This window comes from Morganella morganii, assembly GCF_019242955.1.
Classification (GTDB): Bacteria; Pseudomonadota; Gammaproteobacteria; order Enterobacterales; family Enterobacteriaceae; genus Morganella; species Morganella sibonii.
On sequence record NZ_CP066129.1, the window covers coordinates 2,650,323 to 2,674,088 of the forward strand.

General features: G+C 47.9%; 23 protein-coding genes and 1 pseudogene. 7 read left to right on the top strand and 17 right to left on the bottom strand.

Annotated elements, in window-relative coordinates:
* Positions 1 to 49: 49 nt before the first annotated feature.
* A complete protein-coding gene (locus JC793_RS12425; protein ID WP_109882391.1) occupies positions 50 to 538 on the bottom strand; it encodes a hypothetical protein in 489 nt (162 codons plus the stop codon).
* Between the two features lie 487 nt (positions 539 to 1,025).
* Between JC793_RS12425 and JC793_RS12430 the strand changes: the two genes are divergently transcribed.
* From JC793_RS12430 to JC793_RS12440, 3 genes are all read left to right on the top strand, one after another.
* Entirely contained in the window at positions 1,026 to 1,253 is a 228-nt protein-coding gene (locus tag JC793_RS12430; RefSeq protein WP_015422824.1) for a hypothetical protein, read from the top strand.
* A gap of 62 nt (positions 1,254 to 1,315) precedes the next feature.
* A complete protein-coding gene (locus tag JC793_RS12435; protein WP_071997735.1) occupies positions 1,316 to 1,558 on the top strand; it encodes an excisionase in 243 nt (80 codons plus the stop codon).
* Positions 1,539 to 2,666 (top strand): site-specific integrase, encoded by a 1,128-nt coding sequence (locus JC793_RS12440; protein WP_218426315.1) that lies wholly within the window; start codon positions 1,539 to 1,541, stop codon positions 2,664 to 2,666. Before JC793_RS12435 ends, JC793_RS12440 begins: the two co-directional genes overlap by 20 nt.
* A gap of 111 nt (positions 2,667 to 2,777) precedes the next feature.
* Here the strand turns inward: JC793_RS12440 and JC793_RS12445 are convergent, their stop codons facing one another.
* Positions 2,778 to 3,662, bottom strand: a complete 885-nt coding sequence (locus JC793_RS12445) for a LysR family transcriptional regulator (RefSeq protein ID WP_096747033.1) — start codon at positions 3,660 to 3,662, stop codon at positions 2,778 to 2,780.
* Positions 3,663 to 3,835: 173 nt separating this feature from the next.
* Between JC793_RS12445 and JC793_RS12450 the strand changes: the two genes are divergently transcribed.
* Together JC793_RS12450 and JC793_RS12455 are read left to right on the top strand one after the other, a co-directional pair.
* On the top strand, positions 3,836 to 4,972 hold the full coding sequence (locus JC793_RS12450; protein WP_218426316.1) for an alpha/beta hydrolase: 1,137 nt from the start codon (positions 3,836 to 3,838) through the stop codon (positions 4,970 to 4,972).
* A gap of 141 nt (positions 4,973 to 5,113) precedes the next feature.
* The gene (locus JC793_RS12455) at positions 5,114 to 6,307 is read left to right on the top strand and encodes an MFS transporter (RefSeq protein WP_072868877.1); all 1,194 of its coding nucleotides are present in this window, start codon (positions 5,114 to 5,116) and stop codon (positions 6,305 to 6,307) included.
* 250 nt (positions 6,308 to 6,557) lie between these two features.
* On the opposite strand, the pseudogene JC793_RS12460 reads toward JC793_RS12455, so the two are convergent.
* The 3 genes and pseudogenes from JC793_RS12460 to umuD all read right to left on the bottom strand — a co-directional run.
* Positions 6,558 to 6,725, bottom strand: a pseudogene (locus JC793_RS12460) (isocitrate/isopropylmalate family dehydrogenase); the annotation flags it as partial.
* A gap of 198 nt (positions 6,726 to 6,923) precedes the next feature.
* A complete protein-coding gene (gene umuC, locus JC793_RS12465; RefSeq protein ID WP_218426317.1) occupies positions 6,924 to 8,186 on the bottom strand; it encodes a translesion error-prone DNA polymerase V subunit UmuC in 1,263 nt (420 codons plus the stop codon).
* Positions 8,186 to 8,602 carry a translesion error-prone DNA polymerase V autoproteolytic subunit gene (gene umuD / locus JC793_RS12470; protein ID WP_218426318.1) on the bottom strand — a complete coding sequence of 139 codons (417 nt, stop codon included), beginning with the start codon at positions 8,600 to 8,602 and terminating at the stop codon, positions 8,186 to 8,188. The genes umuC and umuD overlap by 1 nt, the downstream gene beginning before the upstream one ends.
* 446 nt (positions 8,603 to 9,048) lie before the next feature.
* Between umuD and JC793_RS12475 the strand changes: the two genes are divergently transcribed.
* Both JC793_RS12475 and JC793_RS12480 read left to right on the top strand, forming a co-directional pair.
* Positions 9,049 to 10,098, top strand: coding sequence for a hypothetical protein (locus JC793_RS12475; protein ID WP_218426319.1), 1,050 nt, complete (start codon positions 9,049 to 9,051; stop codon positions 10,096 to 10,098).
* Between the two features lie 17 nt (positions 10,099 to 10,115).
* Complete coding sequence (locus JC793_RS12480; RefSeq protein WP_218426320.1) at positions 10,116 to 10,889, top strand: hypothetical protein; 774 nt, start codon at positions 10,116 to 10,118, stop codon at positions 10,887 to 10,889.
* Positions 10,890 to 10,985: 96 nt separating this feature from the next.
* Here the strand turns inward: JC793_RS12480 and JC793_RS12485 are convergent, their stop codons facing one another.
* The 12 genes from JC793_RS12485 to JC793_RS12540 form a co-directional block, all read right to left on the bottom strand.
* Positions 10,986 to 11,519, bottom strand: a complete 534-nt coding sequence (locus tag JC793_RS12485; protein WP_218426321.1) for a phage tail fiber protein — start codon at positions 11,517 to 11,519, stop codon at positions 10,986 to 10,988.
* Between the two features lie 225 nt (positions 11,520 to 11,744).
* Positions 11,745 to 12,677 (bottom strand): hypothetical protein, encoded by a 933-nt coding sequence (locus tag JC793_RS12490; RefSeq protein ID WP_218426322.1) that lies wholly within the window; start codon positions 12,675 to 12,677, stop codon positions 11,745 to 11,747.
* Positions 12,678 to 12,730: 53 nt separating this feature from the next.
* Positions 12,731 to 13,414 carry a hypothetical protein gene (locus tag JC793_RS12495; protein ID WP_218426323.1) on the bottom strand — a complete coding sequence of 228 codons (684 nt, stop codon included), beginning with the start codon at positions 13,412 to 13,414 and terminating at the stop codon, positions 12,731 to 12,733.
* 241 nt (positions 13,415 to 13,655) lie between these two features.
* Positions 13,656 to 13,937, bottom strand: a complete 282-nt coding sequence (locus JC793_RS12500) for a hypothetical protein (RefSeq protein WP_218426324.1) — start codon at positions 13,935 to 13,937, stop codon at positions 13,656 to 13,658.
* A 5-nt stretch (positions 13,938 to 13,942) separates the two neighbouring features.
* Positions 13,943 to 17,122, bottom strand: coding sequence for a TipJ family phage tail tip protein (locus JC793_RS12505; RefSeq protein ID WP_218426325.1), 3,180 nt, complete (start codon positions 17,120 to 17,122; stop codon positions 13,943 to 13,945).
* Between the two features lie 32 nt (positions 17,123 to 17,154).
* Positions 17,155 to 17,766 (bottom strand): tail assembly protein, encoded by a 612-nt coding sequence (locus tag JC793_RS12510; protein WP_218426326.1) that lies wholly within the window; start codon positions 17,764 to 17,766, stop codon positions 17,155 to 17,157.
* Between the two features lie 32 nt (positions 17,767 to 17,798).
* Positions 17,799 to 18,380: a zinc ribbon domain-containing protein gene (locus JC793_RS12515; protein WP_218426327.1), complete on the bottom strand. Its 582-nt coding sequence runs from the start codon at positions 18,378 to 18,380 to the stop codon at positions 17,799 to 17,801.
* A gap of 52 nt (positions 18,381 to 18,432) precedes the next feature.
* On the bottom strand, positions 18,433 to 19,137 hold the full coding sequence (locus JC793_RS12520) for a C40 family peptidase (protein ID WP_218428426.1): 705 nt from the start codon (positions 19,135 to 19,137) through the stop codon (positions 18,433 to 18,435).
* A gap of 2 nt (positions 19,138 to 19,139) precedes the next feature.
* Positions 19,140 to 19,898, bottom strand: coding sequence for a phage minor tail protein L (locus tag JC793_RS12525; protein ID WP_218426328.1), 759 nt, complete (start codon positions 19,896 to 19,898; stop codon positions 19,140 to 19,142).
* Positions 19,895 to 20,230, bottom strand: coding sequence for a phage tail protein (locus JC793_RS12530; protein WP_218426329.1), 336 nt, complete (start codon positions 20,228 to 20,230; stop codon positions 19,895 to 19,897). Before JC793_RS12530 ends, JC793_RS12525 begins: the two co-directional genes overlap by 4 nt.
* Positions 20,227 to 23,529 carry a phage tail tape measure protein gene (locus tag JC793_RS12535; protein WP_218426330.1) on the bottom strand — a complete coding sequence of 1,101 codons (3,303 nt, stop codon included), beginning with the start codon at positions 23,527 to 23,529 and terminating at the stop codon, positions 20,227 to 20,229. The genes JC793_RS12530 and JC793_RS12535 overlap by 4 nt, the downstream gene beginning before the upstream one ends.
* Positions 23,530 to 23,757: a hypothetical protein gene (locus tag JC793_RS12540; protein ID WP_036424893.1), complete on the bottom strand. Its 228-nt coding sequence runs from the start codon at positions 23,755 to 23,757 to the stop codon at positions 23,530 to 23,532.
* Between the last annotated feature and the right edge of the window lie 9 nt (positions 23,758 to 23,766).

A 23,766-nucleotide genomic window follows, 5' to 3' on the forward strand; every position in this document is an offset into this window, starting at 1 on the left:
ACTGTCGGTTGGGTGAAGTTTGAAAAACACCATGAAGAAAGCGAGTTTGTTAAGAACGGAGCACTGTTTGTAGCCACTGAATTGCGTCCGGTATCTGATTCAGCCCCTTACCCAATAGTTGAAGCACGATGTGTTTTGTGGCGTCAGCGGGAAGCTCTTTTAAGCGCTGCAAATACCCTTTCCTTTCTTCTGGGTCAGGAACGTTCTGGGCAATGAACTCACGCAGTGCAGATAAAGTTTCATCATGCAATTTTACAGTAACAATTTTTAAAGAGGCGGAGATGCTGCCTTCATCACTAAGTAAATTAACAGCATCATTCGTGGCAGAAATGAGATCTAATGCTGGTTCAATACCATCAAATGATTCCTCGATTCCGCCCAGGATTAACCCCTCATCTCTGAGGTAAGCAATATTTTGTAATAGAGTTTTATCATCCAGAGAAGATAACTCTAAAGGTATTGAGTTTATTTGCTCCGGATATTCCTCTACTGCAAGTTCCAGAATTTTAAGTTGAAGATTGCGATCAAAAGCGGCCATAAAAACTATTCTCTTGGTTGTGTGAGAACACCAAGATACCACCGCCGCCCGAGGTGGTTAAACAACCGGGCCCGAATATTGTGAAGAGAGACGACCCCATAACAATAACGATGCAGCATCATTAGCGGCCGTGCATAACACGGTGCAGTCCACCACTCGGCCGCCACTTTTTACAAATATAAGTCCACCGGTGTAAATCGTCCTGCCGGATAGATACCTTGCCTGACCGCCGGTGGACTTATCTTTGTGTGAAGAGACAACGAAAGGAAAAACGCGATGAGCGAGAATAACCGTATGATCAATGTCCCGGAGTTTCTCTCCGGGTTAGATACCGGTGTGTTTAAAAACCGATATTCAAAACCTATACCGGTAAATTCAAAGATTAATTATTTTATGCCGCTTTAACCGACGGTATTTTACTGCCCGCACCAGAGAATAAATTAGTTTAATAAAATATATAATCTTTATTTTAAAGAGGATATACATCATGTCAGAACAGGATAAGCCAAGTGTTAAGATTAATATTACAGTGACTTTAAATGAAGCGCCCTGCATTAATGTTGAGGTAAGTAAGGAATTCAACATACCTGAAAATGCACCTTATATAGCCTCTTTTTTAGAAAAAATCGGTGAACATATTGCCAGCGAAGGGACGACTACAGAGGCTATAAAAAAAGCAATAAAAGACACTATTAAAAAAAGAAATATTCACTGAAGCTACGCTCTTCTTATATCTGAACAGTCTTAATCGTATACGGTGATGTGCAGAGTGTGACTATGAAAATGTTAACTTTGGATGAATGGGCAGAAGACCGGTACAGGAGCCGCCCGCCTAAACTGGGAACATTACAGCGGTACGCCCGATGTGGTCTATTTTTCCCACCGGCACAGAAAGAAGGTGGTATTTGGCGCGTGAGAGAAGATGCCGAACTAGTCGGTAATTTAATCTCACCGGTGATCAGCAAAAGTGACAATCCCAGGCTGCAAAGGATTTTAACTGATGGCTGCCAGACCCCGTAAAAATAATATCACTATCCCCAACCTGTACCCGTTTTTCAGCAGGAAAACCAGCAAGGTGTACTGGCGCTACAGACATCCCGTCACTGGGAAATTTCATTATCTCGGTGACAATGAGGAAGAGGCCAAAATAATTGCGGTTGAGGCTAATCTGCGGCTGGCTGAACAGCGAAGCCGTCAGGTAATGGCAATTAGTGATCGGATGGCGAAAATAAAAGGCAAAGAAATCACGGTTAATACCTGGCTGGATCGGTACCAGATAATCCAGGCGGAGCGTCTGACAGACGGTGAAATAAAACAGAATACCTTTAAACAAAAACAGAAACCTGTTGCACTGATGCGTCATGCGTTGTCACAAAAGCCATTACCGGCAGTCGATGCCCGTGATATTGCCGATATTCTGGATCAGTATAAGGCCAGTGGTCAGCACCGGATGGCTCAGGTTGTCCGTTCGGTGTTAATCGATGTATTCAAAGAAGCACAGCATGCCGGTGAAGTTCCGCCCGGATATAACCCAGCCCTCGCAACAAAGCAACCACGACGAAAGGTAACCCGGCAACGACTTAGCCTGGAAGAATGGCTGAAAATTTATGATATCGCCTGTAAGGACCATAAATATCTCGGAAATGCTATGTTACTGGCTGTTGTTACCGGACAGCGCCTCGGTGATATTTCAGAAATGAAATTCCGTGATATATGGGATGATCATCTGCATGTCATCCAGCAAAAAACCGGAACACGGCTTGCTATCCCCCTATCCCTCCGGTGTCAGGCACTCAATATCAGTCTGCGGGATGTGATTGCCGGATGCCGTGATCTGTATGTCAGTAAATATTTAGTCCACTACACACGAAACACATCACAGTCACAGCCCGGCGGACAGGTAACCGCAAATACCCTGACCACCAACTTTAAAAAAGCCAGGGATAAAACCGACATCGATTGGGGAGAAGGAACACCGGCAACATTTCATGAAATGCGGTCATTATCGGAGCGTTTATACCGGGAACAGGGAATTAATACCAAAAACCTGTTGGGTCATAAAAACCAGCAACAAACCGATAAATATCATGATGATCGTGGCAAAGATTGGATAAAGGTCTTGATCTGATATTTTATTGGCCCATAGTTGAATTCGTATATCTGCCTTTCAAACTGCATATCAGCTTTGTGCCAAAAGAGGACCTTTTACCCTTACATGTGTATAAGCTCGTCCTCAGTCCTAAATTCTCAACGTATCGATAACTGCTCGCAGAGCAGGCGACACATTGCGGTGCGGATAATATAGAAATGAGCCTTCCAGGCGTTGGCTGTAACGTTGTAAAACTCTGATGAGCGAACCCTGTTCTAAATCATCAGATACCAACTCTTCGGGAACATAAGCCAATCCCAGGCCCAGCCTGGCTGCTTTGGCCTCCATATAGCTGTCAGCGAAAATCCACTGCCCTTGCGGCCGATGGGTGATTTTTTTACCGTTATGGTGAAGTTCCCACGAGTACAGTTTCCCGTCGCCAAACTGATAAGCGATGCAGGGATGAACCGCTAAATCTGCGGGGGCTTGCGGAAAGCCATAGCGACGAAAATGATCAGGCGTGCCGACAACAGCCATCTCCATGTCAGGGGAAATACGCACAGCAACCATGCCACTACCTACTTCAGGCCCCAGGCGAACACCCGCATCAAACCTCTCGGCAATAATATCGACAAATCGGCTTTCGCTAATAAGTTCAAGTCGGATATCCGGGTAGCTCTTCTTAAACACCGCAAGCTTTGGCAGAAGCAATTTATCAATAGCATGCTGACTGGCATTGATGCGTACCGTCCCCGATGGGGACTGGCGATAATGAGCCAGCGTGTCCAGCCCCATATCTAAAGCGTCGAATCCTGCTTCAATGGTCCGGTAGAGCTTTTCACCGGCATGGGTGAGAGATAATCTGCGCGTGGTGCGTACCAGGAGCTGAACGCCCAGCCGTTCTTCAAGTTCCCGTACTGAACGACTTATTCCTGATTGTGCCAGGCCAAGGCGATGTGCTGCGGCTGTAAAGCTCCCTTCCCGTACTACCTGCATGAACAGGTACAAATCGTTATAGTTTTCCCGTTTCGCCATCATTCCGCTCCCGAAACCACTTCTTAATTTAGAACAATATGGTATTAATCCTAGCACTTTCCTCCCTCTAATCAGCACTATTTCCGCTAACTATAATGAGTGCATTGCTACAAAGCACAGCAGTGTTGTCCGTATGAAACCTGTTTCAATCACGTTTTATAAGGGGAGTTTTGATGACTGCTTTCACTCAAAAACTGGCAACTGCGATACCTGCCATACTGTTATGTGCATCATTAAGTGGAGTCACAAATATGAGTTATGCAGATACAACTAATCCGAACGCGCCTGTTTCGCTGGTCGAAAAATGGGATAAAACATTCCCAGAAAGCACGAAAGTGGATCACCGTAAAGTGACCTTTCAGAACCGTTACGGGATCACTTTAGTGGGGGATCTCTACATCCCTAAGGATCGTAGTGAGCGTAAGCTGGCGGCCATTGCCGTTAGTGGGCCTTTCGGCGCAGTGAAAGAGCAATCTAGCGGCCTGTATGCACAAACGCTGGCTGAACAGGGGTTTATTACCCTGGCGTTTGACCCTTCGTATACGGGAGAAAGCGGTGGCTCTCCACGTAATGTCGCCTCTCCGGATATTAATACAGAGGATTTTAGCGCGGCAGTTGACTTCTTAGGTCTGCAAAAAGAGGTGGATCGCAATCGTATCGGGCTGCTCGGTATTTGCGGTTGGGGCGGCATGGCCTTAAACGACGCCGCAATGGATACCCGTGTGAAAGCGGTGGCGACCAGCGTGATGTATGACATGAGCCGTGCGATGGGGCATGGTGTGGGTGATGGTAAAGACCGCTATTCCACTAAAGATCGTCGCACCGTACTACAGCATCTGAACGCACAGCGTTGGAAGGATGCGGAAAATGGCACTTACGCACCCGGCGGCCATGACATTAATGTTGATGAGAAGGGTAACGTCAGTGCATCGGATCGTGTTTTGCCGGAAACGTTACCTGCCAATCCTCATGCTGTTTTGAAAGAGTTCTTTGATTATTATCGCATGCCGCGTGGTTTCCATGTGCGTTCGGTCAATTCAACCGGGGCCTGGAATGCGACGATGCCGCTGTCATTTATGAATATGCCGTTGCTGAGTTACGCCAATGAAGTCACTATCCCTACACTTATTGTGACCGGCGAAAAGGCCCACTCACGCTATTTTGCTGAAGATGCCTTTAAGGCCATTGGCAGTAAAGAGAAAGAGCTGGTGATTGTTTCGGGGGCAAACCACGTTGATTTGTACGATAACGTTGCGGGCAAGATCCCGTTCGCTAAATTTGAGCAGTTTTTCAAAGCTAACTTAAGATAACGACCTGAAACTGCCTGCTGATTGCAGGCGGTTTTAATCGTCAGCTCCCCATTCTCATCCGCATGTTCTCGTTATTCTCTGAATAGTGTTTGTCCCGGCTGCTGCTGAATCTCGTCACGTCCATATAAAGAGATGCTGATAATGTCCATAATAAGTCTTAAAAGATCACCTAAGAAAACAGATGCGCACTGGAGTGGCGTGTTTGCCATGACGCTCTGCGTTTTTGTACTAATCGCTTCCGAATTTATGCCGGTCAGCCTACTGACGCCTATTGCCAGCGAGCTGCACATCACGGAAGGCCTGGCAGGCCAAGGAATTGCAATATCTGGCGCGCTGGCGGTACTGACCAGCCTGACTATCTCCCATATCGCCGGAGATTTGAATCGTAAATATCTTCTGCTGGGGCTAACCGTCCTGATGGCCATATCTGGATTGGTTATCGCCATGGCACCCAGCTATCCGGTTTATATGCTGGGGAGAGCCCTGATTGGCGTCGCCATCGGTGGATTCTGGTCACTCTCAGCTGCAACCGCCATTCGGCTCGTGCCGCAGCATCAGGTTCCCCGTGCACTGGCGATTTTTAATGGCGGGAACGCGCTGGCTACCGTTGTGGCTGCGCCACTTGGTAGCTATCTGGGGACAACTGTCGGCTGGCGTGGGGCCTTTTTATGCATCGTCCCCCTGGCGATAGCCGCGTTTATCTGGCAATGGGTCAGCCTGCCCACTATGGAAAGCGATAAAAAACAAAAGCCACAGGGAACTCTGCTTCGTCTGTTCAGAGACGCCATTGTACTAACAGGACTGCTGGCCTGCGGTCTCTTCTTTATTGGGCAGTTTGCCTTATTTACCTATGTGCGCCCCTTTCTTGAGACCGTGACCAACGTAGGTCCTGCCGGGCTCTCTCTGATTTTGCTCGCAATAGGCGCAGCAGGTTTTGTCGGCACATTAGCCGTATCGACATTCCTGAATGCCTGGTTGTATCAAATATTAATAATGATCCCTCTGCTTATGGCAACGGTAGCCGGTACATTATTGCTGTTCGGACACAGCATCTGGGCGGTTACCGTTTTACTAAGCCTGTGGGGGTTACTGGCCACGGCTGCACCAACGGGATGGTGGACATGGATTGCACGGGCGCTGCCCGAAGATGCTGAGGCGGGTGGTGGTCTCATGGTTGCGGTGATCCAGCTTTCGATTGCACTTGGTTCAACGGCAGGAGGAGTGGTATTCGACAGTCTGGGATGGCAAAGTGCTTTCGGCCTGAGTGGGTTATTACTGCTGGGGGCGGCAGCGATTACTTACGTCACATATCTTCAAAACAGTAAAGCGCACTAGCACAATCCATTTATTCCAGGTGTGATCTTAATTGTGGCATATGGCAGAGAGCCGAAAGTTTGCTATTCGCTCAAAGCAGCCATACTTGCTTAAAACCCCTACTCACCTGAATCTTAAACACATCACAAACCGTACAAATTTCATACCGTTTTGCTAAATCATTTTGCAAACTTTTTGATAACCGTTTCAGACTGAACAGTAAAAAACGGGAACTAATAAGTTCCCGTTAATTATTTCACTGTAAACTTAATTACATGTGTTTGATGATTGCGTCACCAAACTCTGAGCATTTCAGCAACTTAGCGCCTTCCATCAGACGTTCGAAATCGTAAGTGACGGTCTTGGCAGCGATTGCCCCTTCCATTCCTTTAACGATTAAGTCAGCAGCCTCAAACCAGCCCATGTGGCGCAGCAGTAGATACTAAGAATCAATATAACTACATAATTCTATTATTAAAAGCCATTAATAATCACACCCTTTCTGGTATTTGAATGTTGTGGCTAACCTATTGTTTTTACAATATTCAGCAGATAGTTTTGGGGAATGTATTTTCAATCATTGGCTCGTAAAAAAACTTATTCCATCTCAACGCACTTCATTGCCTAACTGGACATATTAACTTTTCACCACCGGCAACTGACTGAAATTTGTCGTGTATGCCGGTGACAACATTTCGCGCTTCATCCTGTACCCACTGTCGCTGCCTTTACCGGCAAACCACACACGACCCAGCCCGCTGTTATTTATCGTGTCGATGGTCTTCATCAGCTCGTCGCTGTTTTTGAATGGCTGCCGGGTGGCGAACATATCGAACTGAGTGACGGCTGAATCCGTGAAATCTGACAGGATGATGCCTACTTTATAATACCGGTACCCGTCACACCAGATACTATCCAGTGCTCTCATGGCGGCATTAATGATGTCCCGCGTGTCACAGCTGGGATACTCGAGTGAAATGTTTGCACTGTTCGCATAGTCCGGTCCGTTAGCGTGTCTGCTGGTCTGCACAAACAGCCCGATCATCCGGCAGCGTTGTTTTTCTTCCCGGAGTTTTTCGGCTGACCGCTCGGCATATTCACACACGGCCTTTCTCATGGTTACAATGTCTGTCACTTTGGTACCGAATGACCGAGAGCAGAGGATCTGCTGTTTCACCTTTCTGACTTCTTCCAGCTCAATACAGGGTTCCCCGTTCAGCTCCCGCAGCGTGCGCTCTGTGATAACACCAAAGGTTTTACGGATAGTCGCCGGTGCGGCGTTCGCCAAATCTAATGCCGTACTGATACCCATTGTATTCATCCTGGCAGATATGCGCCTGCCGATACCCCATACCTCACTGACCGGTATCAAAGCCAGCAATTTACGCTGGCGCAGCGGATCAGAAAGGTCGACTACCCCGCCGGTTTTTTTCCATGTTTTTGCTGCGTGGTTGGCGAGTTTTGCGAGTGTCTTTGTCGGTGCAATACCAACACCGACCGGAAGGTGTGTTTTCTGCAGAATGGCCGCCTGTATCTCACGGCCGTAATCCTCCAGGCTGAATGTCCTGGTCATGCCGGTAAAATCAAGAAAGGCTTCATCGATAGAATAGATTTCTGTGGCGGGCGCGAAGGATGAGAGCAATGTCATCACACGGCTGCTCATATCACCGTACAACGCATAATTTGAACTGAATACTGCCACATTATTTTTGTGACAAAAGGCGCGGCATTCATAATACAGTGCCCCCATTTTGATACCGAGGGCTTTCGCCTCTGCTGATCGGGCAATCACGCAGCCATCGTTATTACTCAGAACGATAACCGGCTTGCCTGTCAGGTCTGGCCGGAATACTCTTTCACAGCTGGCGTAAAAGCTGTTTACATCCACCAGCGCAAACATTACCGCGCCCGGTGGATGATGTAGGTGACCACACCGAAGATCTGCAAATCCTGCTCACTGCTGATTGCGATAGGCTGATAATCGGGATTCATCGGGATCAGCATGGGTACCGGAGACAGCTGCAATTTTTTGACAGTAAACTCACCTTCAAAACTAGCAATTACTATATCGCCTTCAGCGGCGGTTACCGCGCTGTCCACGATAACCACATCGCCATCAAAGATATTTGCATCTATCATCGAACTACCTTCAACCCTGAGCAGGTAAGTACTTTCCGGATGTCGGATCAGTTCACTGTTCAGGTTTATGCGATCCTCGATATAGTCCGCCGCCGGTGACGGGAACCCAGCGGCGACATGTTCCAGGAACAGAGGCAATGTCAGAATTGTATCATCGTTGATCTTGACAAGTTTCATACTCAAAGCCGATTAACTGTACGTATATACAGTTAATGATAGAGAAGTTTGGCTATCTCATCAATCTGATTTTTACTAATCTTATGCGTCACATGCATTACTCGTAGAAATCAAATCCGGCAGTCCGTTATGAGCGAAGAACTGACATAACTACTTATGATTATGTTATCGTGTACAATTAATACTCTACAAGCAAAATAGTGTCATTGACTTTGGGTGGCCGCCCAAAGTCACCTATAACCCCGATCCCAATGGGGATTTCTCCATAAACTGGGCAAGAAAAATTAAGTAACGCATTAATTAGCATTCGATCGCTCGACAATGAATATAAGATTTATTTTTAAAAAATAACCAATAAAAACATAAGATTAAATAAAACCTCCTAGTCCTTTGATTTAGTAACGCATATGCGTTACTCTTAGTGAAGGCATTACTGAGGCGATGAGATGAAGAATTTGTTAGCTGATGCACTTAAATATATTGAGTCATCATTTCTGATCAATACGAAAATTTTACAGGGAATGGATGAACATCTTCCATTTCAACTAAGAAAAAGCGCTACTTTGAGCATCGTAAGTATCGATGACAGAGAGTTTATGGCTTTGACAACAGAAGATCCCGAGCTACTGGTGTCTAATAATTTTGTACATCTCAGAAGGCTAGAGGCAAAGTCAGATTTATCATTAATTATAGTGACATCAGAACTAACTTTTGAGTTAAAAAACATATCTAAACAACTAAAAAATGGGTTAATCATTCCTGGACGTTATGTTTCAATGCCGTCTCTGATGCTTCAGAGTGAAACGAAAGACGCTATTCCCGAGCGCTGGGTCGATACCGAAAGCAGCTATGGTATTATTCCTTCATACCTGTTGACCTACTATCTTTCAGGTTATTTTGATGATGGTTTTAACAGCTTTGATATTTTAGAGCTGCTTGAAGTATCAAAAATGGCTTTTTCTCGAGCTGTTAAAGAGCTTTTATCTCATAAATTAATATCTGAAACTTCATATGGACGCAGTTCGCATTTTCAGTTTATAGAATCGCGGAAAAAAGTTTGGAACCATTATCGGCACAGAATTTCTCCTCTCTCTACGGGATTTGTCCCTGTCAGACATGAAACACTTAACGCTGAAAAAGTTTTTCTTTCAGGAGAATCTGCTCTATCACGGTATACTCTTCTAGGCTCACCATCCAGACCTTTTTTGGGAAGGTGTTTGACGGACAAAGACAGATATATGAGACCTATAACACCGGCGACTATGAAAGGCGACTATTTTTTTAAAATACTTAACGTGTTAAATGATGCTGAGTATTACCATACTCATATTGAAGGCTTTGTAATGCTTCAAATTTTCCCTTACCAGCCAGCCATTCAAAATGATGCGTTGAATAAAGTTTTTCTTCTTTTTTCGAGGTTAAACACAGCCGATTTGAGGGTGAAATCATCATATGTTGAACTTGAAGAGCAAGTGTACTCTAATCTTAAAGATTAATAAAAAAGGAATTCAGTATGGAAGGTGAAAATTTTTTAACCGAGTATATGCAGCAATACGCTGATGATTATATTCTTATCGGTGGTAATGCATGTGTATTAAACTTTGAAAATATTGGTGCCAGCTTCAGAGCAACCGTTGATCTCGATATAGTTCTTATAACTGAAAGTACAAATGACGAATTTTACGGTCATTTATGGGATTATATCTCAGAACATGGTTATGAGGGAAAAGTATACAGAGGGAGTAATACAGGAGGTTCTGCCTATCGTTTCATCCAACCTGAAGACAGTCGTGTATCAAACGTGCCTGCTCAAATAGAACTTTTCTCTAGGAAGCCGGATTACTTCGATACTGCTCTTGCCAAAAGACCTCATATCACCCCGATCAAAACAGGCCAAGGTATATCAAATTTTTCTGCTATTTTACTTGATGACGAGGTGTATGAATTTATAAAATCATCAAGAATTTCATTGAAAGGCATTTCAACAGTAAACCTTGAATGCCTTTTCGGACTTAAGTCAGTTGCATGGCACAGCAATCAAGCCCTATTTGATGATAATAAAATTAAAGACAAGAATACAATATTTAAACATCCACAAGACATGATTAGTATTGTAAATGTGATTCCAGAACCTAAAACCACCTTATTTCCAACTCAGATATTTGGCAGTTTGCTGCATTCGAAAGACTGCCTCTCAAATCCGGATGTTCGTGCAGAGTTACAAGCAGCACCGTCCAGTATCGATATTACGATTGACTATATAGATGCTTTCGCCCAAAAAAAGTAAGTCTCACCTGATCCGCATAAATTACAACAGGCCGTTACTGGTACAGAACAGCCTGTCCGGATTGCCGCACTATACATCCACCAGCGCGGCTTCGTCTTATTCCTCTGAGTCTACGCCCTGCTCTGCTGCTTCCTGCGCTTCACGCTCGGCCAGTTCACGCTGCTTCACATTCCACACAGAGCCCTGCGGCATTTCCACTCGAACATCGAGACGGGTTGATTCCGGGAGATCACACGGTTCGCCGTCCTGATAGAAAATGCGTTCACCTTCCGGGGTGACTTCTTTCAGTCGCCAGTTCTGGAAACGTTTCGGTAAATGCGCGTGCTGACGGTGACAGGTTTCGATGATGATACTGCCGTCTTCCAGAACGCGATCAGCAACGTAAACCAGCTCAAGGCTGTTATTGTCTTTCGGTACCGAGATACCACCGTTTACGCCCCATGCACCATCTGAGTTATAACCGAGAATGCCGGTAATGTGATATTGGCCGGTGCCGGTACGGCGGACTTCTGCACCAGCGGATTCATCGTTGGTGTCGTAATTACCATCCGGAAATATTTGGATGATAGGGGATGACCTTTTAAGATAGCCACTGCCATCAAATGCAGTATTGCCACCAATGACAGCCATTTTTCCAGACCCGACATCCTGTAATTGAATATTGCTCCATGACCCATTGCTATATGCTGCTATCAGGCATTGTCCGTTAGACCCACCCTCCGGGCTATTATACGCCCATAAACCTACCTTTTCGCTTATTATCCGGAGAACTTGCTTCAAAGTTGGTATTTGTGCCTGTTTGACTAATAGATTTAACTGAACCATAAAACTGAGCATCTCTGGTAATTGAAAACTCTACGGGTATCCACCAACAATGTAATTATATAATCCCAAACGCCCATCATCACGCGCAATAAAACCAGCTCCCATACCCGGTGAGGTGAATCTATTCGATGAATCGCTATTTACAGATGCAAATTTATTAACCCATTGTCTTGATGCAACAGTTCCTCCATTTCCCTCTCTTGCAAATGTCCAGGAATTAACATTTTTACCTGCTGAATCCTGCTCTACTAACGTGATAGAGGAACTACCATCAATTCCCTCTTTATATGGACTCGTCTGTAATAAAACACCTGTATTATCCAATCTCCACATTTTGAAGGATGTGTAATGCCCTAATGATTTTAAGTCCAGTTTCCCCATTACAGTTACTGCATCATTTTTATCTATCTGTAAAACATTATAATTTTTTCCATCTTGCTTCGCATACAGATTATCATTATGCGCACCCCACCACATTGTATTATCGGGATTCATTATCCCGGAGGCTTTTGCCGTTTTGTCACCCACGCCAAACAACACAGTTTTGACCCATTCCTGTGAAGCCAGCCCTTTTACATCCTCCAGCGTCACCTTCTGTCCGTTCGGCAGCTCAATTTCCACCTGGCCGGTGTCTGTCATCCACTGCTGCATTGCCCGGAGAAAATACACAATATAGCCCTGATTGGCTGACATGGTGCGGGCTGCATCTGAAATGGTATCCGGTACCGTGGTGGCGATGGAGTATTTCGCGCCGCTGAGCGTCACCGGAGCATTGAATGACAACACCAGTTCGGTATCACTGTTTACCGCGCGGATCATCATGCTGAATGGTGCGGTGCCGTTCTCGATACTGATGAGTTGGCCAGGTGCCACACCGTGAATGTTCTTTTTCCACTGCGTACCGGTGCCGGTCACAATCGGTGAACCGGTTTTAATGGCTATAGTACCGTCTGTGTAAATCATGGGGTTTCCTTAAATTTCAGACGAAAAAAAACCGCCGGAGCGGTTATTTGAGATTATTCGTAAATTGCACTGTCTATGTACGGAATATCACCGGTATACCCCCATGCGCCTGAGCCACCACCCCGGCCTACGATCTGCCATAATTGTTCTGTTCTGCCGTTCATAGCAGAAGCAGTCATGTGAAATTTCACCAAAAAATCACGGTCGATTGAAGGTACGTACAGTGAGGCATGACCCAGTGAGCGCATCATTACCGCACAGGTCGCTGTTTTTAACGTGTGTGGGCTGCCGGGGTCTGGCGGGATATATCCGGCTATTTGCAGAGGTTTTTGCCAGCCACACCAGCTGACTTTCCCGTTTTCATCATAAAATCGCGCGCCCCATTTCTGAGATCCGTATTTACGCTCTACCCACCATCCGGGCATAAAGACATAGACAACAGATTTATTACCGGATGCTGTGATCACATGATTAGGAGCATTATTCTGATTATAGTAATTCCCGACAGATAATTCACCGAGCGGAATATTACTGACTTGCGGATCACGGTGTATATAGGAGCTGATAACAAAAAATAACGGCTGCGGATCTGCACTTACCGATATTCCTGTATCTGTTTTTGTTTCTCCGGACGCCCCCGAACCGACATTATATTTTGCATAGAAAACATAACATTCACCATTCGGGGTAAACATAGTTTTGCCGGTTTCATCGCGTACCGAAAAACCGAATGTCATATCGCCCCCAGAGAAAACACAATCATCACCCTCAGTGGCGACTGAATTGCAGACCACGTTACCGTGTTGCCGGATACCGTCATATTAAAAGCACCCCATATCCCCGTTGTGGGGAATGCATATAACTTACTACCAGGTGGCATTTCATAGGTTTTGGAGCCACTGCCGGTTATTGTCAGTATTGGTTGTACAAAATTCGATACCATGTGCACGGTATCGCGCCCCAGGTCATCAAAAGCCCTTATTCCGAATGCCGACATTCCATTCCCTCCAGTACGCTTTCCGGAATCCAGCCGCCGGAGAATTTAACCCCGCTCAGGCCTGATTGTTTATACCAAATGGTGTTCTGGTGCCGTTTGTTGTCGTTTTTCTTTTTTACCAGGTGCAGTTTGTGAACCGGATTCGGGAAAGTAGCCTCCCGGTACCATGCAACACAATCCACATCCGTAATCACCGGCGTACTGACAGCGCATCCGGCGGCAGACAAGACAACCACAGATAAAATAAGCAATTTATATTTCATGATATTCACCCTGTTAATCTTCCGATTTCGACCCGCAGGCGACCTTTTTCATCCCACACGCGGATTTGGTCATTCTTAATTTCCATTCGGCCACCAGAAGCATCCGACCCATTTATTTCTGTTTTTCCGGTTTTCGCATCAATCAGGAATCCGGCTTTACCCGTTACATAGTTCTCCGACTGCAATTTGTCAGTAACGACAACTTCATTAAGCCAGGCCTGATTAATGAACGCCTCACGCATAAAGATCTGTCCTCCATCCATGTACATAAACAGATCCATCGACTTACTGGACGGGTTATAAAATGCGAACTTCTGCGCGTTAAAGCCGATAAGCGTGTTCACCTCACCGCCTTTCAGCTCGGCCCCGATAACCATGCCGGCGGAATAGTCCTCACCGTTGTAATGGATCCGGACTTTCATATCGTGAACCACCGATGCCTGACCTGATGCCATATCCCACTGTGCGCGGATAGAGTTCTGAGCCATGGCGAAACTGTCGTCTGCAGTCACCTTAACCGCATCCACTTTCTCCGCAAGTGCCGTTGTTTCTGTAACCGTGTAGTTGCGGACTTCGATAATTTCGGCTTTCATCGAACCGGTTTCGCGCTGCCAATAATTCCACTGGCCATAAGCGTTGTTGGCGTTGTTGATGATAGCTTCGAAGTTGTCATCAGCCTGAGATTGCAGGTCCTTGATGATTTGTGAGTCACCCAGCCCGGCGGCCACTTCATCAATAATGGTTGATGCATCAAACTCGGCCACACCACGCACAAACTCAGTCCAGGGGGACTGATTTCCGGTTTTATCTACCAGGCGGGCGCGGAAATAAAACGCGGTACCGGCGGCCAGACCGGCAAGCTCATGAGAGCGGGACGGGTACGGCACATCGGCCAGCAGTAACAGATTCTGACCATCGTTGGTTTTGCTGTACTGAATTTCAGTTTTCAGGGTATCTTCCGTGAATTTCCCGAACTCCCAGTTCAGTTTGATCCCGAATACCAGCGTGGACGCCCGGAAGTTCAGCGGCATCGGCGGATCACCCACCTTGCCGGTCAGCCGGGTTTCCTCTGAATACCCCCAGCCGCTGGAGATTTCCGCTGCATTTATCGCCCTGACCCGCACCAGATAGCGGCCTGAATAGACCCCGGGCACGTCAAATGAAGTCGTGGCATTGCGCGGCACATTGATCCAGTTGCCGTCATCACGCCGCCACTGCGCCTCATAAGCAATCGCGTTCTCTGCCGGTGACCAGGTAACCTGCATGGTTTCAATGCTGATCCCCTGGTTAACAACAGAATAAGAGCTGATAGTGATATCTTTCGGCGGGAACTGGTTGCCGGGCGGAATAACACTGACTGGCCGCTCATCGAGTACCGCGCCGGTATCTATCCGGTCGTATTTGTCCGGATCATGCATCGCCGCCGATATCGTGAATGTGCCATCGTCATTTTCGGTCACACTCACCACCCGGTACTGCTGGGCGTACAGTTCATCTGATTCTGTCACCCAGACGCACTCTGGTTCCGGCGTTTCACTGTATTCCGTGGTAACGGTTATCACGTTATCCGTGAGCATCTGAATGGTACGGGCCTGTGATTTGCCGGACGGCAGATTCAGCATCAGCCGGTCACCCGCCGCGGCATCCGGTTTACGGTCGAGTGTGATACTCCGGCCATTCACCGCACTGACGCGGCCGCCGGTCACTTTCCCGGACAGGTTTTCATCCGCCACCGCAATGATGTAGCCCGGCTGCGGGATATTGCCGTCCAGCCCCACACCGAATGTCACCACGCGGTCTTTGTTGTTGGTGAAGATGCCCCAGCGGCCTTTGCGGTTGGCCTCTGATTGACGGGTACAACCAATTGCCGTCATTTCCAGCTGATTAAAGCCGAACCGGTAAACCAGTTCATTTTCAAACACCGGCTCCATCGCATCAGCATAACCGTTCAGCGGATCCGAGTACGACACCAGTGCCGAGGAATAACGGGCTTTACTGCTGCTGCCGGAATAGGTGAACTTCCCGTCGAGTACGTTGGCTTTGGTGTAGCTGTAATCAATATCCCGGGGCATATCCGCCAGGGTGATAATCTGGTTGCCGCCCCAGTAGGTCATTCCCCTGAAGATGGCTGCAAAGTCACGCAGTACGGTATAGGCTTCATTACGATCCTGCACATACACATCACAGATATAGCGCGGCTCAGTACCGCTGCCGCCCTTGCCGTCCGGTACCGGCTGGTCACAATACTGCGCAACGCGGTACAGTTCCCATTTATCGATATTCTGCATTTTGATGCGGTCACCGAGTCCGAAGCGATCGGAAACCACAATATCGTAAAATATCCAGGCGGGGTTATTGGTCCATGCCCACTTAAACGAACCATCCCAGGTACCGGAATACGTCCGGCGCTCCGGATCATAGTTTGACGGTACGCGGATAACCCGCATTTTCGGCTCACAGGTGACCTGCGGGATAGAGCCGTTAAACTGCTTTGAATCAAACTCGATATACAGCAGTGCGGTATGCGGATAAGTCAGTTTGGCATCAATCACCTCGGTGTAACTCTGTAACACCACGGTGTCGCCTATTTTGGCGCTGTTGGCATCCTCTGTGATTTTCCGCACCCGCAGTGTCCAGGATGTGGCAGACTGCGGCAGATCAATACGATGGGTGCGCTCATAGCCTGAGGTGGTTTTACCCTTAACCCGGCCGTCCACAACAGTTTCCCAGCTGCCGCCGTCCGTCTGTAAATCAATGGCGTATTTCACCTCGTTGCCGACCATATCCCCGTTATCCTCCTGATGGAACAGGGACGGCCATTTCAGGCGGACACGGACAGCGGACAACTGCGGATTGGTGAATGCATGTGCCCACGGCGTGCTGCTCTGCACAGTGGTACCAACAGTGATTTCATTCTCCGCCGCCGGCATCCCCTGAATATAGGTTTGCGCCTGGGTGCCCGGGCGGTATTCCCACACCACACCGGGAAAGTTTTCCGACCCGTCAGCATTCAGCAGCGGTGTACCGTCCAGAAAGATATTTTTTCCAGTCAGCTCACCGGCAAATTCACCTTCACCGAGAGCGATCAGCAATTTGGCTTTGGCAACGGACTGTAAGTCGTCCGGCTGTTCGACGGGCGTGCGCGGGCTGCCGCCGCCACCTTTGCGGCCTGTGATTTGTGTCATTGTGGATTTCCTGCTGAAAAACTGAGAAAGGATTACTGCTGATCTTCGACGTAAATACCGGCTGAAATAACAGCTCCGCCGATGCGGCGCTTACCGTAACCGATCGGTACCGGGTAACCCTGAGAAACGGTGTTCACCGGCGCGCCGAACGCATAGGACGGTTTGTTTTCGCCCTGGTCTTTCATGGCGATCCCGTTTGGCTGCGGGGACAACATCTGAATGATGCCGCCCAGCATCATCGCTGCGCCGGTTGTGGCCATAAAGCCAACCATGCCGCCAGCACCAAAAGCGGCAGCAATACCACCCGGCCCCATCCACACCGCAGCGGCCACCAGCACAGCACCGAATATGGTCTGAAATAATCCACCGCTCTTGCTGCCGATCACCACCGGTACAATCCGGATAACATCATCAGTCACCGGAAAACCGAGGTCATCCACCCCGATATTCTTTTTTCCGCGAAATACCGCATAAGTTAAGCCGCGGGATTTGCTGGTATTCAGGAACTGCTCAAATCCAGAGATGGTGCAGCACAGCGCACGGACGGCTTCGGACGTGGTACTGACAAGACGCTGATGTGTTTTACCGAATGTTTTACCCAGCACACCGCTCAACTCTATTTTTGCCATTATTTCCTTTGACATATTTACCCCATAAAAAAACCCGCCGGAGCGGGTTATTGTTGCAATGCTGATTTTCTTAATTCCTTAAACTCATCCGTTAAATTATCAGGCAATCCTTTTTCTATGGATGAAAAATCTCTGAAGAACTTCATCGCTATACCCGGCGGATCTAATTTGGGATTTGATTTTTTCAATTCGTAAATAAACTGATAGACAGTATTTTTATTTATCTCACCATTTGTAATAAAAATCTCTGGTGGCCAATCTCTGAATGAGAATACTCTATCGTTTTCAGTGGGGGTAAATTTGAAAGCAGTGGTATCAGTTACTTTTATTTTTTCAACCTCTTTGCCACAATGCTTACAAATAACTGCATCTGGTTTTATTAACTCCGCGCAGTATTTGCACTTAATGTCATCAACACCAGAAGACTGCCCATTCTTGCTACCGAATATTGTTAAAATAACCCCTGCAAGAAATATTACCGCACTGAATATGAGATAATTTTGTCTGTCAGACATTAAACCTATGTTGTTAACCCTACCGCCGTAAGTGGACACTGAAACGTCCATGTTTATTGCAAAAACCATTGCTATCAATCCAGCAATCATAAGAATATAGCCAATAACTTTCATTACTTCCTCAGCATGATCAGCAAATAAAAATAATGTTATATCCTCACTCCGACTATGTCATGAATATTTTGTGTCTCAGTACCATAACTGTGCGATCACGCCAGTAACCTCCATATGGTACCCGCTGACTCAGGTGTCCGTATAAATGATGCAGCAGCATATTATCATCCAACAGAATACCAGCATGATTGGCGATCGGTGCCTGTACCTGCATCACGATCAAATCGCCTGGCTGCGGAGCATCAACCTGAATAAATCCGGCTTCCTGCCAGTTATCGGTATAACGGTTTTCGCCCTGCTCCCACCAATGATAATCCACCCGGTAATCCGGCAGTTCAATGCCGCGTTCCTGCCGGAACCAGCTCATTACCAGCCCCCAGCAGTCGGTAAACCCGAGCACAAACGGCCGACCAAGTAATGGCAGCTCGCCGCGCGGCTGAACAGTCCGCAAATCCCCCTCCGGCCAGCTGACGATATACCACGGCACACCGAGGGCATCACACTGGGCTTTATCCAGTTCTGACGGCTGGGTGGTGGCATTCGGGTGACTGTGGACAATACCGATCACCGTTCCCCAGTCCTCCGCAGCCGCGAAGTCCTCCGGCGATAATACGAAGTGCTCTTCCGGCGTAGCCGCGATATTGCGGCAGGGAAAGTATTTTCCCACTCTGGATTTTTGGGCGATCACCCCGCAGCACTCGCGGGGGTATTCACGTTCTGTGTGGGCAAAAATGGCAGCCTGAATGTTTTTACGCATCATTATTTCCTCAGTAATGAGGTTCCCGGAAAGCCACCGAACGGGATCGGATTATTTTTCCCGAAACGGGGAAAGCAGCCGGTATTCAGCATACCGCTGCACTGATCCTGTGCCGGGTCATCCACACGGTTGCCGTGTTTGTCAAAATACCCGTTCTGCCCGGCATAATCACAACCGTCACCGGATTTGTATTTTCCGCGCATGCACCAGGTACACATTGAATGCAGTTGCCGGGTAGGGATCAGCACCCCCTGTAAATCCATCGGGCTGGCTAATTCAAACTCGATAACTTCGTTGGTTTCCGATGATTTGCTGTCGATATAAAAGACCGAGACTTTTTCCTGTGTCGGATCTGCTGACGGATTACCGTCCGGGAAATTATCAGCATCCAGATAGTGCGCCAGGGTATCATGTATCGTGACTTTCGCTTTCAGCATGTCATCGTAGGCCAGACACAGTGCAGTGACAGAACCGTCCAGATTTGCCACCGATAACTTCGGCTGTGCACCTGAACCGGTTGTTGATGCTTCCAACCCCTCGATCTGCACCGGCCAGGCACGGTACTCTTCGCCCTGCCACCAGATGGATTTTGCCGGGAGCTTTTCAGGGTCCCCGTCGGCCGCCGTAATCTCTGCTTCCGTGTGAGGAATGTTGTAAGCATGAAACCGCAAAACATCCGGCGCGCCGAACGCGGAACCATCAACCTCAAAAAGCCGGACAGTATTACCCGGTTCCAGCTTCTGATAATCGCTTGTGATCATGGTTTAAATGCCTGAATAAAAGTGAGAGAGAGTGAGTAGTTGTCGCCACCGAGCGGGGTGAGCTTCGGATCATCACAGCGATACAATCCGATATCTTCCAGTGGTGGTTTCCACTGGAAAGCACGGATGCCGCCGTGCCGGTCAATAAAATCACGGATAGGCAGGATGTAGCTTTCCGTCCCGGTGAAATTCAGTGACCACTTCTGACTGCGGGGGTTAATGCCATCACCGCAAACCTGTTCATAACCATCCCCGAATTTTGCTTTGCGGATGCGGAACGAAATATCACTCTGCGGATTCAGGCGCGGACTCCAGATGAATACTTCTATCATCTTCCCCCCTTAACCAGATTCCAGACTGAACCAGATGGTCGCGTTTCCTTGTCCATCAGTCTGCGAAAGCGCTGGTCAACAAATTGCCCAACTTCCCTGCCGAACTGCTCATAACCACCGGATGCCTGAACCTGCTGATTTCCTTCACCGTCAATATGGATATGGACCACTGGCGCGGCGGTGTCACCATTTCCGCCATACATTCTAACGCCGAGATTTCCGTCCGGGCCGCGCTTTAGCGGCATAATAGCTTCCGGTCCGGCTTCGCCCATCAGCCCGGCATTCGGTGCTCCGCCTTTGGCGAAAGCAAACAGTGTCGGGCTGCTGACAACCTGATTGCTGTACTGACTTAATCCCGGGGAGTTATGTACCCCACCTTTGGCGTGTGGCATGACTGAAATGTTTTTTGGCGGCATCGGTACTGTAGACCCGTTAGCAGTACCGCCACCAAACCCACCGAACAATCCGGTAATGGCATTTGTTATCTGCCCCTGAATCGCAATTTTTATCAGATCCTGAATGATAGACTCCGCCAGCGATGCAGAAAGCTCGCGTAAGCCCTCCGAAAAACCCTTTGTTCCTATCAGCATTCCGGCCAGGGAACCCGCTGTTTTCTGCTCGACAGCATCAATAAGGTTAATCTGCATCTTCTGCCAGGTACCCTGACCAGCATACAATTCCTTGGCAGCCTGAATCTGAGCCTCTTTTGATTTCTCAGATGCCTGTGCCACCAGCGCTTCATACCGCTCTTTGTTGATGACACCATCACGGTAATACGCCTGATAAAGCGCCTTTTGTTCTTCCAGTTGATTACGCAGTTGCACAACAGGATCAACTTCACCGGCGAGTGAGATATTCGGCAAGGCTAAATCTTCTGCCTGTTGCGACAACCGGTCGCGCTGACTGGTTTGTGTCAGCTGAAGACGGGCGCGTTTATACTCTTCTTCAGTCAGCAGGCGTGATTCAAGCAGGGACTTAAGCTCTTTATTTGCTTCGCCTTCCTCACGTAGCATAGCCGCCGTCGGAGAATATTTTTCAGCCAGAATAACCCGTTGCCGCTGATAATTTTCAGCGCTGATAAGCGAAAGCCGGTTCATCTCTTTCTGAGACATGCCTCCTGATTTGTGCAGCTCTTTCAGTTTGTCCAGGGTTTCCGATTCACTCAGGGAAATCTTTTCAAGGCTGGTTGCATGTTCTGACTCAATCTGATGACGCAACTGCTTGTATTGATTAAGCTCTTTTTTACCTGATTTGGTATCGGGTAATTCATTGGTACCGGTAGAGACAACTGGCTCCTCTGGTGGCGGGTTATCATCCTCCTTCTTTTTGACCGCAGGCTTTTCTCCGGACCTTAGCCTTTCCAGAGCGGTTTCAGCATTTTTTAAATTAATACCATCAACGTCGTATAATTTATTTGTCGCATTTTCAAGATCTGCACTCAGGCGTGCTATTTTTTCATCACGCCTTTTATTTGTTCCGCCAGCCCCCCAAAATCCGTCCGTCACCTCACGGTGCATTTTTACCTGCTCTAACTCGGAGGTAATTTCTGCAACCTGATTTTTTTGCTCCAGGAATGCCTGCTTAAAATCAATAACCTTTACTTCAAGCTGAGTGGTTGACAGCTGCATCAATGCATCTGTGGTTTCAATAATTGCATTTTTTAGGTCGGTTGCACTTCGTCTGGCTTCCTGTGCTTTGTTATGAAAATAATACAGCGCAGAAGCCGCTATAGTAATTACACCAACAGGCCCGCCTAACGCAGAATAAACCCCTCGCATCGCTGATGCTGATACAGTCAGTGCACGCTGGCTAATTGAGAGCTGATTAGTGGCAACAGACAGCCTGCACGTATGGATTTCACGCTGCTTAAGTAGCTCCGATTCCTGGCGCTCCAGTGACAAACGCTTTTCTTTAAAACCGCTAAGTTCAGTGCCTTCTTTTATTGCCAACTTCCGCTTCTGAGTTAATACCCTCCCTCTTTCATTAATACTGCTTATTTCCTTGTCTATATCAGTAATAGCTTTTCGTGATGCCTCAGCCTGTGCTTTTGCTGTGCTCCTGGTTGCAGACTCTAAGCTGTACCAACTCTTAACCTGCTCCTGTAAACCCAGGGTCATTCTGGATGCCATAACCGGCAAAACTGCATATGTAACAATACTGGCTAATGTTGAGAAATTATCCGTCAGTCCATTCACCGCGGCAGTGACATTCTGAATACCTGATCTTATCGGCCCGTCAGTGCTATGACCCACAGAGAGTGCCAGTCCCTCAAATGAGGTTGCCAGTAATTCCAGATCCCCGTTCAGGTTATTCGCCCTGATATTTGCCTGCTCATACGCAGTGTCTGTGCCGGTCAGTGCCGCGGTGAGTTCTTTCAGTTTGTCTGTGTTTTCACGCAGGTTAACTGCCGCACTCACGTTTGCTCTGCCGAAAAGCTTCACTGACGCTGTGGTTGAATAGTTCTTTTTATCCAGGTTATCCAGTGCAGCACCCAGCCCGACAACAGATGGCCGCAGTGACTTATCGGCTGAGCGCTCAAGAACGAGGATCACGTTACGCAGCATCCGTCCGGCCTCGGCACCTTTGATGCCCTTGTCGGCCAGTACCTGAATCGCGGCATTCAGTTCTTCAAAGCTGATCCCGGCCTGTGCGGCCACAGTGCCGGAGGTTTTAACGGCCTGTGAGGTTTCACTGATTTCAGATGCGCCGTATTTCGCCCCGGCAGCCAGCACGTTAATGTAACGCTCCGCTGATAATGCCGATGCCCCGTACTGGTTAAGGCTCAAAGACAGGGATTTGGCCGCATCTGCGAGATCGACACCTGAAGCCTGAGCCAGCGTGATAGATTTCGCGGTTACCTCTTCCAGTGCGCCGGCCGTTTTCAGCAACGCCGGTTTTGCAGAGGCCAGCAACTTCATTGCATCAGCAACTTTAGTGGCGCCAAATTCAGTGGTTCGCCCCATGCTGCGGGCGGCATCATCATAGCGCTTCATCTGTTCGGCAGATGCGCCGGTGATAGCGCTGAGATCAGATAACGCCTGACTGTACTGGCGTGAAACAGACAGAATGCTGCCGATAGATAACCCGCCACCGGCCAGTAATGCCAGTTTACCGGCCACATTGGTGACGCTTTTGCTGATGCCGTTAAAACTATCCTCAACGCCTTTTGCGTCCCGCTTTGCCTTATCAGAAAAGCGTTTTGTTTCACGCCCGGCATGGTTCATTGCGTTGCTGATGTTTGAACGGAAACTGGCATCGTTCAGCAGCAGGCCGACACGCAGATCTGCAAGGTTTGACATCTATCCTCCGATAATTTTCATGATATCAGCACATTGCTGTTCCACCGGTGACGGCGGCGTTTCCGGTGCTGACGGATTATCCTGTGAGGTATCCGCTGTTCCGGTCTGTTCTGCTTTCAGTGAGAAGTATGCCTGCCAGCCAAGAAGCGTGGATGCCGGCAGGCTGAGTACGCGGTAGGGGTCAATTTCTTTGAGCTCTTCCGCGAGTTGGTGAGCAAAGAAAAGCAACGGGCTGTC